The organism is Pseudomonas sp. No.117, assembly GCF_054558395.1.
This window is the reverse complement of record NZ_BAAJNP010000007.1, coordinates 87,692-100,957: the sequence shown is the minus strand read 5'-3', so window position 1 is coordinate 100,957 and position 13,266 is coordinate 87,692. Positions and strand designations below refer to the sequence as shown.

General features: G+C 60.7%; 18 protein-coding genes. 2 read left to right on the top strand and 16 right to left on the bottom strand.

Translation table 11 applies throughout. The annotated features are described in order from the left end of the window. Positions 1-75: 75 nt before the first annotated feature. The 5 genes from ACYJP6_RS17620 to ACYJP6_RS17600 form a co-directional block, all read right to left on the bottom strand. On the bottom strand, positions 76-276 hold the full coding sequence (locus ACYJP6_RS17620; protein WP_184286770.1) for a CrpP family ICE-associated protein: 201 nt from the start codon (positions 274-276) through the stop codon (positions 76-78). 57 nt (positions 277-333) lie between these two features. Further along, the gene (locus ACYJP6_RS17615; RefSeq protein ID WP_459476357.1) at positions 334-783 is read right to left on the bottom strand and encodes a hypothetical protein; all 450 of its coding nucleotides are present in this window, start codon (positions 781-783) and stop codon (positions 334-336) included. Between the two features lie 242 nt (positions 784-1,025). Then, positions 1,026-1,490, bottom strand: a complete 465-nt coding sequence (locus ACYJP6_RS17610) for a single-stranded DNA-binding protein (RefSeq protein ID WP_459476355.1) — start codon at positions 1,488-1,490, stop codon at positions 1,026-1,028. 1 nt (position 1,491) lies between these two features. Then, positions 1,492-2,067, bottom strand: a complete 576-nt coding sequence (locus ACYJP6_RS17605; protein ID WP_459476353.1) for a DUF3158 family protein — start codon at positions 2,065-2,067, stop codon at positions 1,492-1,494. A gap of 5 nt (positions 2,068-2,072) precedes the next feature. Next, positions 2,073-2,870 carry a PFL_4669 family integrating conjugative element protein gene (locus ACYJP6_RS17600; RefSeq protein WP_312380056.1) on the bottom strand — a complete coding sequence of 266 codons (798 nt, stop codon included), beginning with the start codon at positions 2,868-2,870 and terminating at the stop codon, positions 2,073-2,075. A 108-nt stretch (positions 2,871-2,978) separates the two neighbouring features. Between ACYJP6_RS17600 and ACYJP6_RS17595 the strand changes: the two genes are divergently transcribed. Next, a complete protein-coding gene (locus ACYJP6_RS17595) occupies positions 2,979-3,296 on the top strand; it encodes a hypothetical protein (protein ID WP_459476351.1) in 318 nt (105 codons plus the stop codon). Positions 3,297-3,361: 65 nt separating this feature from the next. Here the strand turns inward: ACYJP6_RS17595 and ACYJP6_RS17590 are convergent, their stop codons facing one another. Genes ACYJP6_RS17590 through ACYJP6_RS17545 form a run of 10 tightly spaced genes read right to left on the bottom strand, consistent with a single transcriptional unit; the run spans position 3,362 to position 11,538 of the window. Continuing rightward, a complete protein-coding gene (locus ACYJP6_RS17590; RefSeq protein ID WP_459476349.1) occupies positions 3,362-4,657 on the bottom strand; it encodes an STY4528 family pathogenicity island replication protein in 1,296 nt (431 codons plus the stop codon). After that, positions 4,654-5,430, bottom strand: coding sequence for an STY4526/YPO1902 family pathogenicity island replication protein (locus ACYJP6_RS17585; protein ID WP_044340811.1), 777 nt, complete (start codon positions 5,428-5,430; stop codon positions 4,654-4,656). Before ACYJP6_RS17585 ends, ACYJP6_RS17590 begins: the two co-directional genes overlap by 4 nt. A gap of 37 nt (positions 5,431-5,467) precedes the next feature. Continuing rightward, entirely contained in the window at positions 5,468-7,216 is a 1,749-nt protein-coding gene (locus ACYJP6_RS17580; protein WP_459476347.1) for a ParB family protein, read from the bottom strand. Beyond that, positions 7,213-7,491 (bottom strand): Arc family DNA-binding protein, encoded by a 279-nt coding sequence (locus ACYJP6_RS17575; protein ID WP_082066225.1) that lies wholly within the window; start codon positions 7,489-7,491, stop codon positions 7,213-7,215. Before ACYJP6_RS17575 ends, ACYJP6_RS17580 begins: the two co-directional genes overlap by 4 nt. Then, the gene (locus ACYJP6_RS17570) at positions 7,488-7,727 is read right to left on the bottom strand and encodes a hypothetical protein (RefSeq protein ID WP_459476345.1); all 240 of its coding nucleotides are present in this window, start codon (positions 7,725-7,727) and stop codon (positions 7,488-7,490) included. Before ACYJP6_RS17570 ends, ACYJP6_RS17575 begins: the two co-directional genes overlap by 4 nt. Further along, complete coding sequence (locus ACYJP6_RS17565) at positions 7,724-8,113, bottom strand: hypothetical protein (RefSeq protein ID WP_459476343.1); 390 nt, start codon at positions 8,111-8,113, stop codon at positions 7,724-7,726. Before ACYJP6_RS17565 ends, ACYJP6_RS17570 begins: the two co-directional genes overlap by 4 nt. Position 8,114: 1 nt before the next feature. Next, positions 8,115-8,546, bottom strand: a complete 432-nt coding sequence (locus ACYJP6_RS17560; RefSeq protein WP_312380045.1) for an FYVE zinc finger domain-containing protein — start codon at positions 8,544-8,546, stop codon at positions 8,115-8,117. Beyond that, positions 8,543-9,955: a replicative DNA helicase gene (dnaB, locus tag ACYJP6_RS17555; protein WP_459476341.1), complete on the bottom strand. Its 1,413-nt coding sequence runs from the start codon at positions 9,953-9,955 to the stop codon at positions 8,543-8,545. Before dnaB ends, ACYJP6_RS17560 begins: the two co-directional genes overlap by 4 nt. Beyond that, entirely contained in the window at positions 9,952-10,653 is a 702-nt protein-coding gene (locus tag ACYJP6_RS17550; protein ID WP_093252687.1) for a DUF2786 domain-containing protein, read from the bottom strand. Before ACYJP6_RS17550 ends, dnaB begins: the two co-directional genes overlap by 4 nt. Further along, entirely contained in the window at positions 10,654-11,538 is an 885-nt protein-coding gene (locus ACYJP6_RS17545; RefSeq protein WP_371913859.1) for a ParA family protein, read from the bottom strand. Between the two features lie 754 nt (positions 11,539-12,292). Here ACYJP6_RS17545 and ACYJP6_RS17540 point away from each other — a divergent pair. After that, positions 12,293-12,802, top strand: coding sequence for a chemotaxis protein CheD (locus ACYJP6_RS17540; RefSeq protein ID WP_459476338.1), 510 nt, complete (start codon positions 12,293-12,295; stop codon positions 12,800-12,802). Here ACYJP6_RS17540 and ACYJP6_RS17535 read toward each other — a convergent pair. After that, the gene (locus ACYJP6_RS17535) at positions 12,797-13,108 is read right to left on the bottom strand and encodes a hypothetical protein (protein WP_459476336.1); all 312 of its coding nucleotides are present in this window, start codon (positions 13,106-13,108) and stop codon (positions 12,797-12,799) included. The genes ACYJP6_RS17540 and ACYJP6_RS17535 overlap by 6 nt on opposite strands. Between the last annotated feature and the right edge of the window lie 158 nt (positions 13,109-13,266).

The following is a 13,266-nucleotide window of genomic DNA, read 5'->3' as shown; positions in this document are numbered from 1 at the left end:
TGCAAGAAGGCCAAGGGTGGCGATGGGACGCAGCTGGCGAAAGGCGAAACCCTATTCAGGCCCGAACAGGTTGGCTTAGAAGTCGAAGCTCTGTTGCTGGGCCTGGGCATACCCTTGAAGCCAAGAAGAGCGAAAGGCGGGGTGCTGGTAGGGGCAGGTATGAACGCCGGCCTTGGCCAGACCTGCGGCTTCACCCGCGCGCCGGGCTGATCGGTGGGCGTTCGCTCCAGATCGACCACCTATCGACGTAACGCTAGATTGGGCTTCACTCACCATGGCAGTGTCCCGATTCATGGGTCTGATTTCACCAGCAGTGTCACGCTGAGCCGCGATCTATGAGCGAAACCCCATACGCTCGCACTCCTGTCTCAGGTGGCCCATGTAGGCGCGGCGTGCATCGCGTGGGCGTCTGGAACCCGCCTGTGTCAGCCAGTGCTCTCGCTCGACCGGATCCATAGCATTCCACCAGTCGATCGCGAGCTCTACCTCATGGGTGACGTCCTCGGGGGCATCGCCGAAATAGGCCCCTACCAATTGCTCGCGTCGAGTCATCCGATATTCGTTGAGGCTCCAGACCAGCTGTCGTACCCGGTCTTCGGGTAGGCCCAGAAAATCGTGGCAGGCATTGATGTAACCCTGGGCGCGCATTGAGACGTCCCCGATGGCACGGAGTCTACGGACCTGTCCTACTTCGTTGACCTTGACCTGGCACAGACGCTGAATAGCATCGAAATCGTGGCTGACAATCTGTAAGGCGCGCTTGAAGTGGTAGGCGTTGTCCATGTGCAGTTCCACGCTGTTCAAGTAGGCACTGCCTGCGGGTTCACGTTGGGCCGCGGTTCCTGCCTACCCTAGAGTTGAGTAGTTAGCTGGGGAGACACGAGGTGGAAGGTGACCCTCCCAGCAGCTTCACGCAGTGGCGCGACTTTTCTGCCACTGCTCGGCCTGGGGAGACAGGCCCACGCTGAGTGAGTCCTGTCTCCCGGCAGCTTCACGCGGAGGGCGGCGAAATTTTCGCGGGGGCCCTAATAGGGGATATCGTCGTCGAAGTCTTCACCGGTTGAGGCCGGAGCGCGGGCAGGTGCCGAACCGTTCGTGACCGGTCGCGCCTGGCTCTGGCCTGTACCCTGGCCCATCGTGATGGACTCGATGCGTTGGGGCAGAAACGCAATCCGGTTGGCCTGGACCTTCATCGCGGCCTGCTCGACGCCGTTGCCGTCCTTCCAGTTATCGAGGACCGCCCGGCCCTCGACCAGCACCCGCATTCCTTTCTGGTACAGACGGCTATAGCTTTCCGCGTCGCGGTGCCAGAGCTCGACGTTCGCCCAGAAGCCGCCGCGATCCTCGTAGGAACCGTCCTGCAGGCGAATGTTGTTGTCGAAATAGACGTTCAGGCGGAGCAGGTGCCGCGGATCCTGATTGTCTTTCTGGAACCGCTTGTACTCAGGTGCGGAGCCAATGTTGCCTTCCCATACTACTGCTGTGCCCATGTCAGGCCTCCTGTTGGGATGCGGCGTATTCGCCGCGGGATTGGATGATCTGTTGCAGCTGTTCGGTGTAAACGGCATCGGCCTGGGCCATCTTCTCGGCGCACTCGGCGGCCTGCCGGCCGATGGCATGGACCAGGCTGATCTGCATATTCAAAGCAATGCGCTGCAGCTCCATGGCGTGCAGGTCCTGGAGCAGTGTTTCGGTGACCAGGTCGTGGCGGCACAGGTCCGCCCAAAGCCCCACGCCCATCTTTCGTGTCCCACTCTGCTGCCAGCGCAGAAAGACTGGGCCAGCTGAGGTGTGCTGGTGGGTCATCCGGATCGGCAGGAGCGTGAAGGGGAAGCGCTGGGCCTGCGCGAGAATCCGCTCCTGGGCCAGGGTGTTCAGGTCGGCTTCAAGGGAACGGCACTGCTCGGCTAATTGGTCCAGTGCTCCCTTACCTTTAAAGGGTTTTAAAAGCCCTTTGTAGAAGGGGGCGTGTTGCAGGTTCGCGAAGACTTCCTGTTGCAGGGGCTGGAAGGCGGCCTGTTGCAGGTCTGCGGTTTTCGCGCCTTGAGTGGACTGTTGCAGTGCCATAGCGATCAGGCCTCACTCATCTCGGCGACGGGGTGAGCGCTGGCCATAGCGTCCAAATGCTCATCCTCGTCGGCGGAGTCGCCATCGAAGCCGTCGTCTCCGCCGCTGGAAATGGCCGGGGCGTCACCTGGACGCTGAATCGCCGGGGCGAACTTGCTACGGCGGGTTCCTTCCAGGACGTCCTTGGGCATTTCCAGGAAGCTGTACATCTGCTGGGCGTTGGTGGCGCGGGCATTGTTGGCGGCGATGTCGTCGCGCGACGCACCGCTGTAGCCCTTGTAGCGCTGGCCCACGCCGTACAGGCGGCGAAGCACGGCGGCGCCTTCGTCCAGCCAGGCCTCCTTTGAACCGTTATCGATCAAGCCGATGTGGGCGGCCAGGAGGATCCGGCGAACCAGCTCGTCATAGCGGGTGAGCAGATACACACCTTTAAAGGCCAGCGGCGAGTTTAGATACAGCGGCAGCTTGAGCGGCTGGATCGACAGGTTGGTGCCTACGTCGAGCTGCTTGGGCAGCATCGCCATGACCTGGTCCAGTCGCTCGTCGATCGCGGTCAGCTGCTGCTCCGACTCCTCGATTTTGTCCTCGATGATGATCAGGAAGAGATCGGAGTAGGGATCGTCCTTGGCGGCGCCGGCGGAGATGCGGTTGATGATGTTGGAGAAGCCGGACAAGCCGATCATGCCGGGCTTATTGTCGGAGCGCTGCCGGCCGAACCAGAGGCGGGAAGCGTGATGGGTATGCAGGGTGAGATTGACGCTCGATCTGAGTGAGCCCAGGTTGAGCTGGAAGGTATCAGCCATGAGAGGAATTCCTTAGTTGTGAGATGACGCTCGGGCAGGGTGCCGAGACCGGCGCTGGAGGGCAGCGGAAAACCGTATTTGGGTGCGAGGAGGTTGTTGGAGAGCTTTATGGATGCCCAGCGGAGGCGTGATCCGCTGACCACCAATTGCCGGAGTGTTGCCAGTGGCAACACCCTGGAGCTTCACGGCCGGAGTGTTGCCAGTGGCAACACTCTGGAGATTCACGGCTGGAGTGTTGCCAGTGGCAATACCCTGGAGCTTCACGGCTGGAGCATTGCCAGTGGCAACACCCTGGAGCTTCACGGCTGGAGTGTTGCCAGTGGCAACGCCCTGGAGCTTCACGGCTGGAGTGTTGCCAGTGGCAACGCCCTGGAGCTTCACGGCTGGAGCATTGCCAGTGGCAACACCCTGGAGCTTCACGGCTGAAGTGTTGCCAGTGACAACACTCACGGCCGTCGAGGTGAGGGTTTTGCGGATCAGATGATCATTAATCATTCAACGCCTCCACGCCCCATCAGCTTCCTTAGGCCTTTCAGGGCATCACGGCCAGTCTGAGCATCGGCAACAGCCCTTGGCTGGACAGGGGCTGGCTCAAAACGCGGAATTGTTGGCGCCGAAGGGGCCTGGGTTGGCATGGCTGGAGCGGCGGATTGAACTGCGGTTGGCTGCCAATCGGCGTTGAAGTCACCGGTCTGGGCCTTCTGGATGAGTTTCATCAGGTAGCCAAAGGGCTTCTCTACCCCGCCCGAGGCGCAGCGAACGCCCCATTGCTTGACCAGGGGCGCCCGGATGTCAGAGCGAACAGCCAGGATTGCGAGTTGCGCCCGCTGCTGCTGCTCCCAGGTCATCCGCTGATAGGCACTCGGCCACACAAGGTCCACGTCTGCCTGCTCGCGCAGTACAGAGCTTTTAGATACATCAGTATTTGTATTCGTATACGTACTAGATGAGTTCGGATTCCGAACTAAGGGTGAAACCCCCTGATTTGCACTCAGTTCGGAATCCGAACTGAGGCTCAAGACCTGATCAACAGTGCTTTTTTGACTGAGTTCGGAATCCGAACTCAGGTGATTCATAGCTGCCAAGACCGGCGTTCGGAATCCGAACTCTGCGGGAGGTGTCGCTGCACGTGCCGGATCTTCGAGCCCCTGGGCACGAAAGCGCTCTCTGAATACCTCCACTCGAGTGGGCAGGTCCTGGGTCTCGCTGACCAGCATCTCGTCAAAGGTCAGGCCGGCGATCTCGCGGACTGAGGTGTTGGTGTGCTCGAGACCATTAGCCACGAGTGGCAGAAAGTCGTGATCGAGTTGGATGGCCTCGGAGTAGGCCACGGGCTCGTCGTGCAGAATGTAGATATTGCCCTGGACCTGGCCGGTAATCGCGTCGCGAACACGGCGGCCAAGGCTCAGCCAGCGAGTCAGGCGCAGTACGGTCAATGCCTTGGCCACGGTCTCACGCGAAGCAGGACGGCCTGGGTTGTTGCCCAGGTAGGGGCGCAGCTGATCGTAGGTCGGGAACGCAGTAACCCCATCACCGTTCATGAGCAGGCGAAACACCTGCCAGGCATTGCGCTCTAGGGGCGAGAGCCGATCATCGAGCAGCAGTCGGCGAGGAACGGTTTCGTGAGGGTTACCACTGAAGACGATGCCGGCGAATTCCTTCGGTAGGTCTTCGCCGGTTTTTTGTTTGTAGTCGCGCTGGGCTTGGACATGGACGTTCAGGTGTGACGCTGCAACGTCCAGGGCGCGACCGAGTAGATGGGAGCCACGTGGAGCAGTGGTTTTCACCTATTGTCGCCTTCTGCCGAATCCAGTTCGATCAAGCTCATTTGCCCAAGGGCAGCGGACTGATCCTGTTCTTGCGCCTGGGGCAGAGCATTGCCGACGGCCTGCTCATCACCGAGTTGCCGATCTCGCCGCTTACGGGCGTCAGAAATCAGCAAGAGCGGCGCCCGGGCGATCTTGGGCGGGTATAGGCCTTCGTTGAGCCAGGTCTGTACGAGATTCCAGATGAGGCCGAGGGTGATCTGGTCGTGCTTGTCCTTAATGGACTCGAATGGACCGTTGAGCTCTTCAGTGATCATCATGCAGATGTCGAGCAGGGCGATGGCGTCCTTGTGATCCACCTCATGAGCGCTCATCAGGTCGAGAAAGCGATACCAGACCTGATCGGTATCGTTAAGCCCTGCCACCCGGCCGGATCGGCCGGGGACGTTCAGGAGCTGGCGCACCACGCTGATCTCGCTGGGGGCCATGCCGAAGAACTCGCGGATCATGCCGTTGGTGGCACCCAGCTGGATGGCGCGATGTACAAGGCGGGTCTCGCGCTCATCGCGTTCGCAGTTCTCCAAAAGCTTCTTGACCATGTCGAGATCGATCTGGATTTTGCACCAACGCGCAGGGGCATTTTTCAGGATGCTGTGAGCCTGCGGCTGACGTAGCAGGTTCAAGACTTCAACGTCCAGGCCAATATCTAGGCAGCGCTGGACCTGACCGTTGCGCAGGTGATGGAGGATCAGATCCATCAGCGCCTGGTTCATGGGGTTGTACTTCGTGGACATATGCGACTTCCTAATGCAGGTCCAGAAGGTGACCGGGCTACTGCCCGGCCTCGAGTTCGATCAGCCGGCGGGCGAGACGGATTACCCGGAACAGCTTCACGACGGCGGCATCGGTCATGCGGCCTTCGGTGCTGGCTGGCTTGCTATCGAAAAGGGGATCGCCGAGGAGCAACTGGCCCAGGTTGAGGGCAAACGTCGCGTTCTCTTCCGCAATGCTTGCCTTCAGCTCCTCGGCAGTCTCGGGATCACGCGACACCACGTAGCTGTACATGCCCGTCAAGGACTGCAGGAATTGCCAAGACGTTTTTCCGCGTGCGGTCAGCTCTGACTGAGGGGTAGAAAGCGTGAAGCCGAGTGCGAAATCGGTGGGCTTGAGCAGCTCTCCAGGAACGTCGCAAAGCTGGGCAATTTCGAAGACCAGCGCTCGCAGGACCTTACGCAACTCCTCAGCGGTATCAGTGTTGCGCTCGATGTACCAGACATCCGAGATGGCATGCAGGCCGCCGGCCTGGACAGGGATCGCGCGTAGAGCGTCACTGTTGAAGTCAGGCAGGGTCTCGCCGTGCTCGGCCGCGATGCGGCGCTGAACGTCCCTTACCTTCTGGCCGATGCCATCGGGCGTGACGATGTGACCGTTCAGGCGAGCGGCACGCTCCTGTTCGGAGAGCTGCTCGGGATCCGGCGGAGTGTGCTGTGGCGGAGTGGTGTCGACTGCGCCGGAGCCACCGGTACGCTCAGGTAGTGACGGTGGTTTGGAAGGGGAGGCAGCTCCCTGCTTCTGCTTGCTGGACGTTACTGGCGGCTGTTCCAGCGTGGGACTGTTGCCAGGGGCTGGAGGTATGACACCGGTTGCAGGAATCTGCGGAGCTTGACCGTCAGGTACCTGAACACCCACAAGCTGCGAGCGGCGGCTGCTGTCCTGATGGTCCAGAACTGCCTTGAGAACTTCCTCATAGCCGACATTTTGAGTCCTTCGGATTTGACCGATCAGTTCGTCCTGGATGGTCTCGAATACGAAGTTGTCAGTGGGGCCGTCGAAGCTGTTGAGGACATCCTGGTAGAGCATCTCGAAGTCAGCTTCATGACCGTTAAAGCTGATCCAAGCTTTGAGAGCAGCACTGCGCAAATTAAGCAGCTTCTCAATTTGCGGCTTACCCAGCCCTGAATAAAGCAGCCCAGGGATTGCCGGCAGTAGAGTGCGGAGCGTCTCCTGCATACGGCTGATATGGGAGTTGGAGATCGAGTAACCGTCTTCCTTCAGCAGTCGCGCTAACTCACGTTGGGAGATGTCCTTCCCTGCCTCCTGGGCATAGAGCTCTCGCGCTGCGTCAATGCTGACAGCGCGCTCGATGAACATCAGGTTGCCACGCAAATCATTCTCAGCAAGGTGCCCGGTCAGTGAGACGATCTCGCCACGGTCTGTCCAAGGACGGAACAGGCAATGGATGCGGTAGTAGCGCTCGTCCCTGGTTTCCTTCCAGAGTTCATTGAGGATGGCCAGGCGGGTGTTGCCGCCGGTTCGAATAATGAAGTGCTCTTCACCAGGCCGTCTGGTCACGGGGGGAGGTGTGTCCAATCCCCTAGCCTGGATGGATGCTTTGATCTCATCGTGCTGCGGGTTTCGGGTGGTTCGGGGGTTGCGGTTATAGGGCGCCAGTTCGTCCAGCGTCAGAACCATGGGCGTTTCCTTGATCGGATCTGCCAGACGCGCGACAGGAGCGTTTGATCCGGCAAAGCCGCCGGCCAACAGACGTTGAGTGACTGCTTCGTTGGTGGGCTTGCTCATGCGTGGATCTCCTGAGCAGCACGACTCACCGGCCGGGTGGGCTCATCATTGGCGGCCAGCAGTTGGTCGATGACGCGCTGCAGGCGAAAGACCTCATCTTCTAGCTCGAGCGTGCGGCCCATGCGGCTGATGATCTCGGCGTTCATCGAACGATGAGCCTGCTTGGCGGCCTCGGCGATCTGAGGACGGAGTCCCTTGGGAAAGCGAACGACGAACTTCTCATCCTCTGTTGCAGATTTCCGTACGGATGGCTTGCGCTTGGTTGCGGTAGTCATAGGGTCTGGTCCAATTCGTTCATAGTCTGGGCACGGCGCAGCAGGGCGCGGGCATTGAGGCCGGCGCGGCGATCGCTGGGCGTGAAAGATGTGAAAATGGGGCAGTAGCCGACTTTCAAGAACTTGACGTGGCCGCCCTTGGTACGGGCGACGATCCAGCCCTCGTCCAGAGCGAACGCCACCAGGTCCTGCAGGTTCTTGTTGGCACCACGTAGCGCATGGGCGGGCGTCGTCATATGCGGCTACCCCCTTTCACGTACCCCACTTTGAAAGGCAGGCGATGCGCCCGGGCAAGGGCATGACAACGCTCCAGGGGCTGCTGTAGGCGCTTGGACGCTGTGCGTAGGGTGTCCCCGAGCAAGGCGCGGGCTCGCAGGAGCTGTACCAGGTTCTCATCGGAAACTTCGGTTGCCGGCTTCGCCTCGGCCAGCAGGCGCAGCTCCTCGCGCTGCGCGCTGATGACGAAACTCGGGCCACCGGCGGCGCGCTCGGTCGGCTTCACTTCGACGACCTGGCCACCATTGGCCAGGAAATCGTTCAGCGCTGCATTCAGTCTTTGCCGCTCACGTTCGCGACCGGTATGAGAGGGGAGATCCTGTTCAGGGGTGTGATAGGGAAGCATGTCATTGGCCTCCCGCCCGTTGCTGGAGCTGGTTGCCCGACTGGATGGCGACGATCTCGGCCAGACCGTCGTCCTTGAACAGCAGATCCAGGGTCTTGATCAGCCCTGCCGCGTCATTGCGGGAACCGGCGACGCGGAAGACGACAGTAGTGTCGTGGAACGGACCAGGTGCCGGCTGCTCGACGAGCTGCAGGGGCTCCACATCCAGCGAATGGCAGACGCTGCAGACTATGAATTCGTCAGCAGTAAGGGGGCGACGGCACAGATGATGGCCGCAGTTGCGGCACTGGTGAGTAACCCCAGACAACATAGCTTGCGGGCTCATCGAGCAGCTCCTTGCCGGCTCCCGCCGGCGATCGATCGAGGGGAAGGGCAGGGAAGAGGGTTGGGCCTCATCGGTAGCGGGCACGAGGGCATCGGTCAGGAGATTCATGCATTCATCTCCTTCCAGGCTTGCGCGCTCAGGTTCTCGAAGCGCGTCTGCTTGGCGATGAAGGCGGCGCGGACCGTGCCGACTTCGCCGTTGCGGTGTTTGCCAACGATCAGCTCAGCGATGCCCTTGAACTCAGTTTCCGGGTGGTAGTACTCGTCGCGGTACAGGAACATGATCACGTCCGCGTCCTGCTCGATGGCGCCGGACTCACGCAGATCGGCAAGGCCTGGCCGCTTGTTCGGCCGGGACTCCAGTCCCCGGTTGAGCTGGGATAGCGCGATGACAGGGCACTTCATCTCTTTGGCGAGCGCCTTGAGCGAGCGAGAGATCTCGGCGATCTCGTTCGCGCGGTTCTCCTGGCCTTCGCAGCGCATTAGCTGCAGGTAGTCGACCAGGATCAGGGCTGGCGGGCCGAAACGGCGCGCGGCGCGACGGGCTCTGGCGCGCAGCATCGTGGGGGATAGGCCAGCTTGGTCGTCGATGACCAGGCGATCGCCAAAGCCGTTGATGGTGTTGACGGCCATATTCAGCTTCGGCCAGTCCTCATCCTCCAACTGCCCAAGCTTGAGCTTCGTGGCATCAATGTGGCCGATGATCGCCACTAGCCTCAGCATTAGCTGTTCAGCCGGCATCTCCAGGCTGTAGACCTGTACCGATTTGCCAAGCGCATGGTGGAGCGCTTTGGTGATGCAGTTGAGCAAGAAGGCGGTCTTGCCCATAGCCGGGCGGGCACCGACGATAATCAGGTCGGTGTCCTGCCACCCCGATGTGAGGGTATCGAGGTCGGTAAGACCTGAAGGAACGCCCGTCACCGGCATAGGGTTGTTGAAGCGCTCGTCAATGGTGTCGATGAGCTTGCTCAACGTTGCCGTGACGTTGCAGAACTCGGCGCCCTTGCGGTCTTGGCCAAGCGCGAACAGCCGCTGCTCTGTCTGCTCCTGCACTTCGGCGGCATTGGCACCTGGTGCTGACGCCTCGCGGCTGCTGGCAAAGCCCAGCAGGATCAGGCGGCGCAGATGCGCGCGCTGGGCGACGATCTCCGCGTAGGCGACAATGTTGGCCACCGAGGGGGTGTCCTTGGCCAAGGTCCCCAGATAGGCAAGGCCGCCTACCTCGTCGATGTCGGGCATCACCTCGGCAAGAGTCACGACATCGAAGGGCCGCGACTGTGAGGCGAGCAGGCCGATTCTCCGAAATATGAGCTGGTGGTGCCGGAAGAAGAAGTCTTCTTCCAGTAGGACGTCAGCGATCAGGTCCCAGGTGCTGTTGTCGAGCATCAGTCCGCCCAGGACGGACTGCTCGGCTTCTTGAGAGTGAGGTGGGACCAAGCCGGCCGCTACGCGCTCAGCGTCTGAGACATGCACGGAGTGATCGTGGGCGGGGGCTTCCAGGAGCTGAACGACGCTCATGGCCGACCTCCCAGCGCAACTTGGTCGCCGCGCTGGCCAACGCCGCGGTGGAGCTGTGCTTGAGTCCCCAGCTCGTAGCCCTGATAGCGCGCTCGCACATCGTGGCCTTTGGCCTCCAGGTGCTCAAGCTCCACGGTGGTCAGGTCCGGATGGTGAACGGCCAGGTAGGCATCGATGACGCGCTGGGTCTCATCTGGCTTGCCTTTGGCAAACTGGTGGACCTTGAAGCTGACCGCTTCGATCCAGCCTTCGGCGAAGACCTGGCCACGACGGCGTTTTGTGGCCAGCTTGCAGCGCGTTTGGCTGCGGACGAAGACCTTGCGCGCGGCCAGGAGCTGCTGGTGGAGCGCGGAATAGGCGTAGCTGGCCATCTCAGGCCCGACACCAATACCGACGAACTTGAAAGCCCAGCCCAGGCGCTGATCGCGAAAGGCCAGGGGGTCGCAATCGAATGCCTGGGCGCACACCAGTGCAAGCTGGTGAAGCCAATGGGCGGGCGCTTTGCGGGTGCCGGTGGCAACGACTGACTCGCTGGCCAGCACCGCCTGGACGTCAGCGTCCATGAGGTTGTGCTGCTGCATGAGCTTGCGCGCTTGACGCAGCGCGATTTCAGCTTCGTTCGGCGCGGCGCCGGCGTCCTTGGCTAGAGCGAAGCATTTGGCAACCCGCTCCAGGATCTTCTGCTTGTTGGCATCCATTCACTTGCCCTCTTTCACCAGGGCATGCACGGCAGCTTCGTCTAGGGCCGTGAAGCGATCAGTCCACTCAGGGAAGAGTTCGATGGCGAGGTCACGTATGACCTGCAGGGCCGCAGGAGCCTTACGATCCGAGGGTTGGCGGTATTCAAGACGGTGAGCTGGGATACCACGGGTCGCGGACTCTCGGTAGACGACCGCCTTAGGAATGATGGTGCTCGTTACCTGAATGTCGGGATGATCTCTGAAGGTCTGGCGGATCGTCGCATCCAGCTGGCGAGCGTCTGAGGTGAGATCAAGGCCGTTCACGACGGCCTTGATGGGCGGTATCGGCAGCCCAAGGCGAGCGTAGGGCCGAAGTCCCTCCAACATCTGGAGAGTGCCGCGGTTGAATTCGCGGGCAGACAGCATTTCGGGGGGGAGGGGGGAGACGGCGAGATCCGAAGCGAGCATCACCATCTCGAGGAGAACGGTACGGGCGCCCTGTGTATCGATCAGCACCAGGTCGAAGTCGTCCTGGAAGATGTCCTTGAGATGAGCCAGGCGAAGCCGGCCATCAGGCGCCTGCAGGAGGAGGTTGATCAGGTGGTTGTGCGGATCGTTGGAATAGATCAGCGACAGGTTATGGATATTCGTCTTGGAGACGATGCGGTCGAGGCGTGTCTCGTTGCTGGCGATCAGCTCGAAGACGCCGCAGGAGGCGGGCTCTATGAGGTCGTAGTAGGACGAGAGGGAAGGCTGGACAGGATCCAGATCGATCAGTAGGGTGCGCAGCCCTGCATCGGCACAGAACGCGCCTAGGTTGGCTACCGACGTTGTTTTTCCGGTGCCACCCTTGCCAGAAATCTTGGATGTAGTTTTCAAATTTGCAGCCTCTAATGGGTTCATTAGAGGCCGCTTGTTTTCGCTGAGAGGTGCGTCGCGCCTGGGTGTAGCGGTGGATCAAAAGCAATTGGCTTTTAACCAATTGGTCGTAGGTTCGAATCCCACACGACCCACCATCTTCACCAGGAACCCTCCGCAAGGAGGGTTTTTGCGTTTCTGAGCCTTGGAATTTTGATCGTCCAAGGCACCAGCTACCCCTGCACGGTGTACTTCTCGTCTGCCGAGAGGCGGCGGTTTCGTGGCTTATCGTCTTGGGCCCCTCGCGTTCGCGGTCTGGAGGTCCAGCACCAGTTGAGTGGGTCGCCGATCACGTCAGTCGACGGACTCAAGAACCTCCGGGGTCGACCTTGCCACCAGGTAGCCGGGGATCTACCGGCCAGCTCTGCGAAAGCTATCGTCTCCATTAGCTTTGATGACTGTTGGGATCGTTGAAGCCCTCTATGCTGGCACTGAGCGGATGGCGCCTCGAGCGTCGATTCCAACGGTAATGACTGGTCCCTTGGACTGCGCCTTGGCCCGGCCCCCGCGGCTGACGGCAAGTCATAACAAAATAGTTGTTTCGATAATAATTTATGTAATTCCTTTTAGATTTTGGAATGAGTGCTACGAATGAGCGACAGGCTAGTGATGGGGCGCCAGAGGGTGGGGGGGGGCTGCGAGCCAGCAACGACACCTATGGCGATGAGCCGACTGCTGGTGGGTGGACTGACGCCCTGGCGCGGGCCGTTCTCCCTATCCATTCACGGGCGTTCTAGCCATGGCTGCCGTGGCGGAGCTTTTCCTGCGTCCGGGTGAGTGGTGCTTCGGCAGGGGTGAGGTGCGGATCCGTACCATCCTGGGCTCCTGTGTGGCCTTCGTCTTCTGGCATCCGCGCCGGCGCCTTGGTGGCGTGACCCATGCCTTGCTGCCCACGCGCCAGCGGGCTGCCCTCGGCACCGCTGCCCACGGGCAATACGTCGATGAATTCCTGAGACTCATGCTAGGTGCGGTTGCCCGCCATGGCGGTGACCTTCCTGGCTACCAGGTCCACGTCTATGGGGGCGGCAACATGTTTCCCCAGATTCTGCGCGGGCGGGTCAGGAGTATTGGTGACGTCAATGTCGACGTGGCGTTGGCGCAGCTGGCCCAACAGGGTCTCCACCCCGTCCGTACTCACCTTCGCGGCGCCGGTCATCGCACCCTGTCCCTGGACCTCACCGACGGTCAGGTACTGGTGCGGCAGGTGGAGCTCGCCCAAGTCACGCCGCAAGAAAAGATGGCCCTATAACGGCAGCTTCTCAGGTGGGAGGTTGTCGGGGCGCCAGGGCTTGGTGAAACCCAGCCGCTCGCTGCCGTACCTTCCGCCTTCAGCAAGCTGGCGGTCTTCGTGGTAGCCAGGCTTTTCGCCGCTTGCCCTTGCCTTGGTATTGAGCGGGGTGCTCAGCGCGACCTGCAGTAGAGCGCGATACCTTCTTGCAAAGCCCTGTGCATTCCATTCTGGGTGCTTGGCAGTCCGGTGCCGGCCGGCGATAGCCGCATTTGCTTTTTTGGGATCGAGGACTAGGCTCAAGATTGTTTGTTTAATTACAAACATAGGCAGTCCAGTTTTTCCCGTCCGTTGCGGAGGTGTCCCCGATGTTCGCACACGAAAAGCTCGGTCTTATGCTGCTCTTCGGTACCTTGGGTCTGGCGATTTATCTGCTGGTTCACCACATGATCGTCACGGGATTATCCGGGAAGAAGTTGGATCAG

What these genes read in the sequence shown, in the direction of transcription:
- ACYJP6_RS17565 (WP_459476343.1), bottom strand. Translation starts at nt 8,113, where the DNA reads ATGCTTCCCTATCACACCCCTGAACAGGATCTCCCCTCTCATACCGGT.
- ACYJP6_RS17540 (WP_459476338.1), top strand. Translation starts at nt 12,293, where the DNA reads ATGGCTGCCGTGGCGGAGCTTTTCCTGCGTCCGGGTGAGTGGTGCTTC.
- ACYJP6_RS17575 (WP_082066225.1), bottom strand. Translation starts at nt 7,491, where the DNA reads ATGACTACCGCAACCAAGCGCAAGCCATCCGTACGGAAATCTGCAACA.
- ACYJP6_RS17580 (WP_459476347.1), bottom strand. Translation starts at nt 7,216, where the DNA reads ATGAGCAAGCCCACCAACGAAGCAGTCACTCAACGTCTGTTGGCCGGC.
- ACYJP6_RS17560 (WP_312380045.1), bottom strand. Translation starts at nt 8,546, where the DNA reads ATGAATCTCCTGACCGATGCCCTCGTGCCCGCTACCGATGAGGCCCAA.
- ACYJP6_RS17615 (WP_459476357.1), bottom strand. Translation starts at nt 783, where the DNA reads ATGGACAACGCCTACCACTTCAAGCGCGCCTTACAGATTGTCAGCCAC.
- ACYJP6_RS17550 (WP_093252687.1), bottom strand. Translation starts at nt 10,653, where the DNA reads ATGGATGCCAACAAGCAGAAGATCCTGGAGCGGGTTGCCAAATGCTTC.
- ACYJP6_RS17620 (WP_184286770.1), bottom strand. Translation starts at nt 276, where the DNA reads ATGGTGAGTGAAGCCCAATCTAGCGTTACGTCGATAGGTGGTCGATCT.
- ACYJP6_RS17545 (WP_371913859.1), bottom strand. Translation starts at nt 11,538, where the DNA reads ATGAACCCATTAGAGGCTGCAAATTTGAAAACTACATCCAAGATTTCT.
- ACYJP6_RS17595 (WP_459476351.1), top strand. Translation starts at nt 2,979, where the DNA reads ATGGATGCCCAGCGGAGGCGTGATCCGCTGACCACCAATTGCCGGAGT.
- ACYJP6_RS17610 (WP_459476355.1), bottom strand. Translation starts at nt 1,490, where the DNA reads ATGGGCACAGCAGTAGTATGGGAAGGCAACATTGGCTCCGCACCTGAG.
- dnaB (WP_459476341.1), bottom strand. Translation starts at nt 9,955, where the DNA reads ATGAGCGTCGTTCAGCTCCTGGAAGCCCCCGCCCACGATCACTCCGTG.
- ACYJP6_RS17600 (WP_312380056.1), bottom strand. Translation starts at nt 2,870, where the DNA reads ATGGCTGATACCTTCCAGCTCAACCTGGGCTCACTCAGATCGAGCGTC.
- ACYJP6_RS17535 (WP_459476336.1), bottom strand. Translation starts at nt 13,108, where the DNA reads ATGTTTGTAATTAAACAAACAATCTTGAGCCTAGTCCTCGATCCCAAA.
- ACYJP6_RS17585 (WP_044340811.1), bottom strand. Translation starts at nt 5,430, where the DNA reads ATGTCCACGAAGTACAACCCCATGAACCAGGCGCTGATGGATCTGATC.
- ACYJP6_RS17570 (WP_459476345.1), bottom strand. Translation starts at nt 7,727, where the DNA reads ATGACGACGCCCGCCCATGCGCTACGTGGTGCCAACAAGAACCTGCAG.
- ACYJP6_RS17605 (WP_459476353.1), bottom strand. Translation starts at nt 2,067, where the DNA reads ATGGCACTGCAACAGTCCACTCAAGGCGCGAAAACCGCAGACCTGCAA.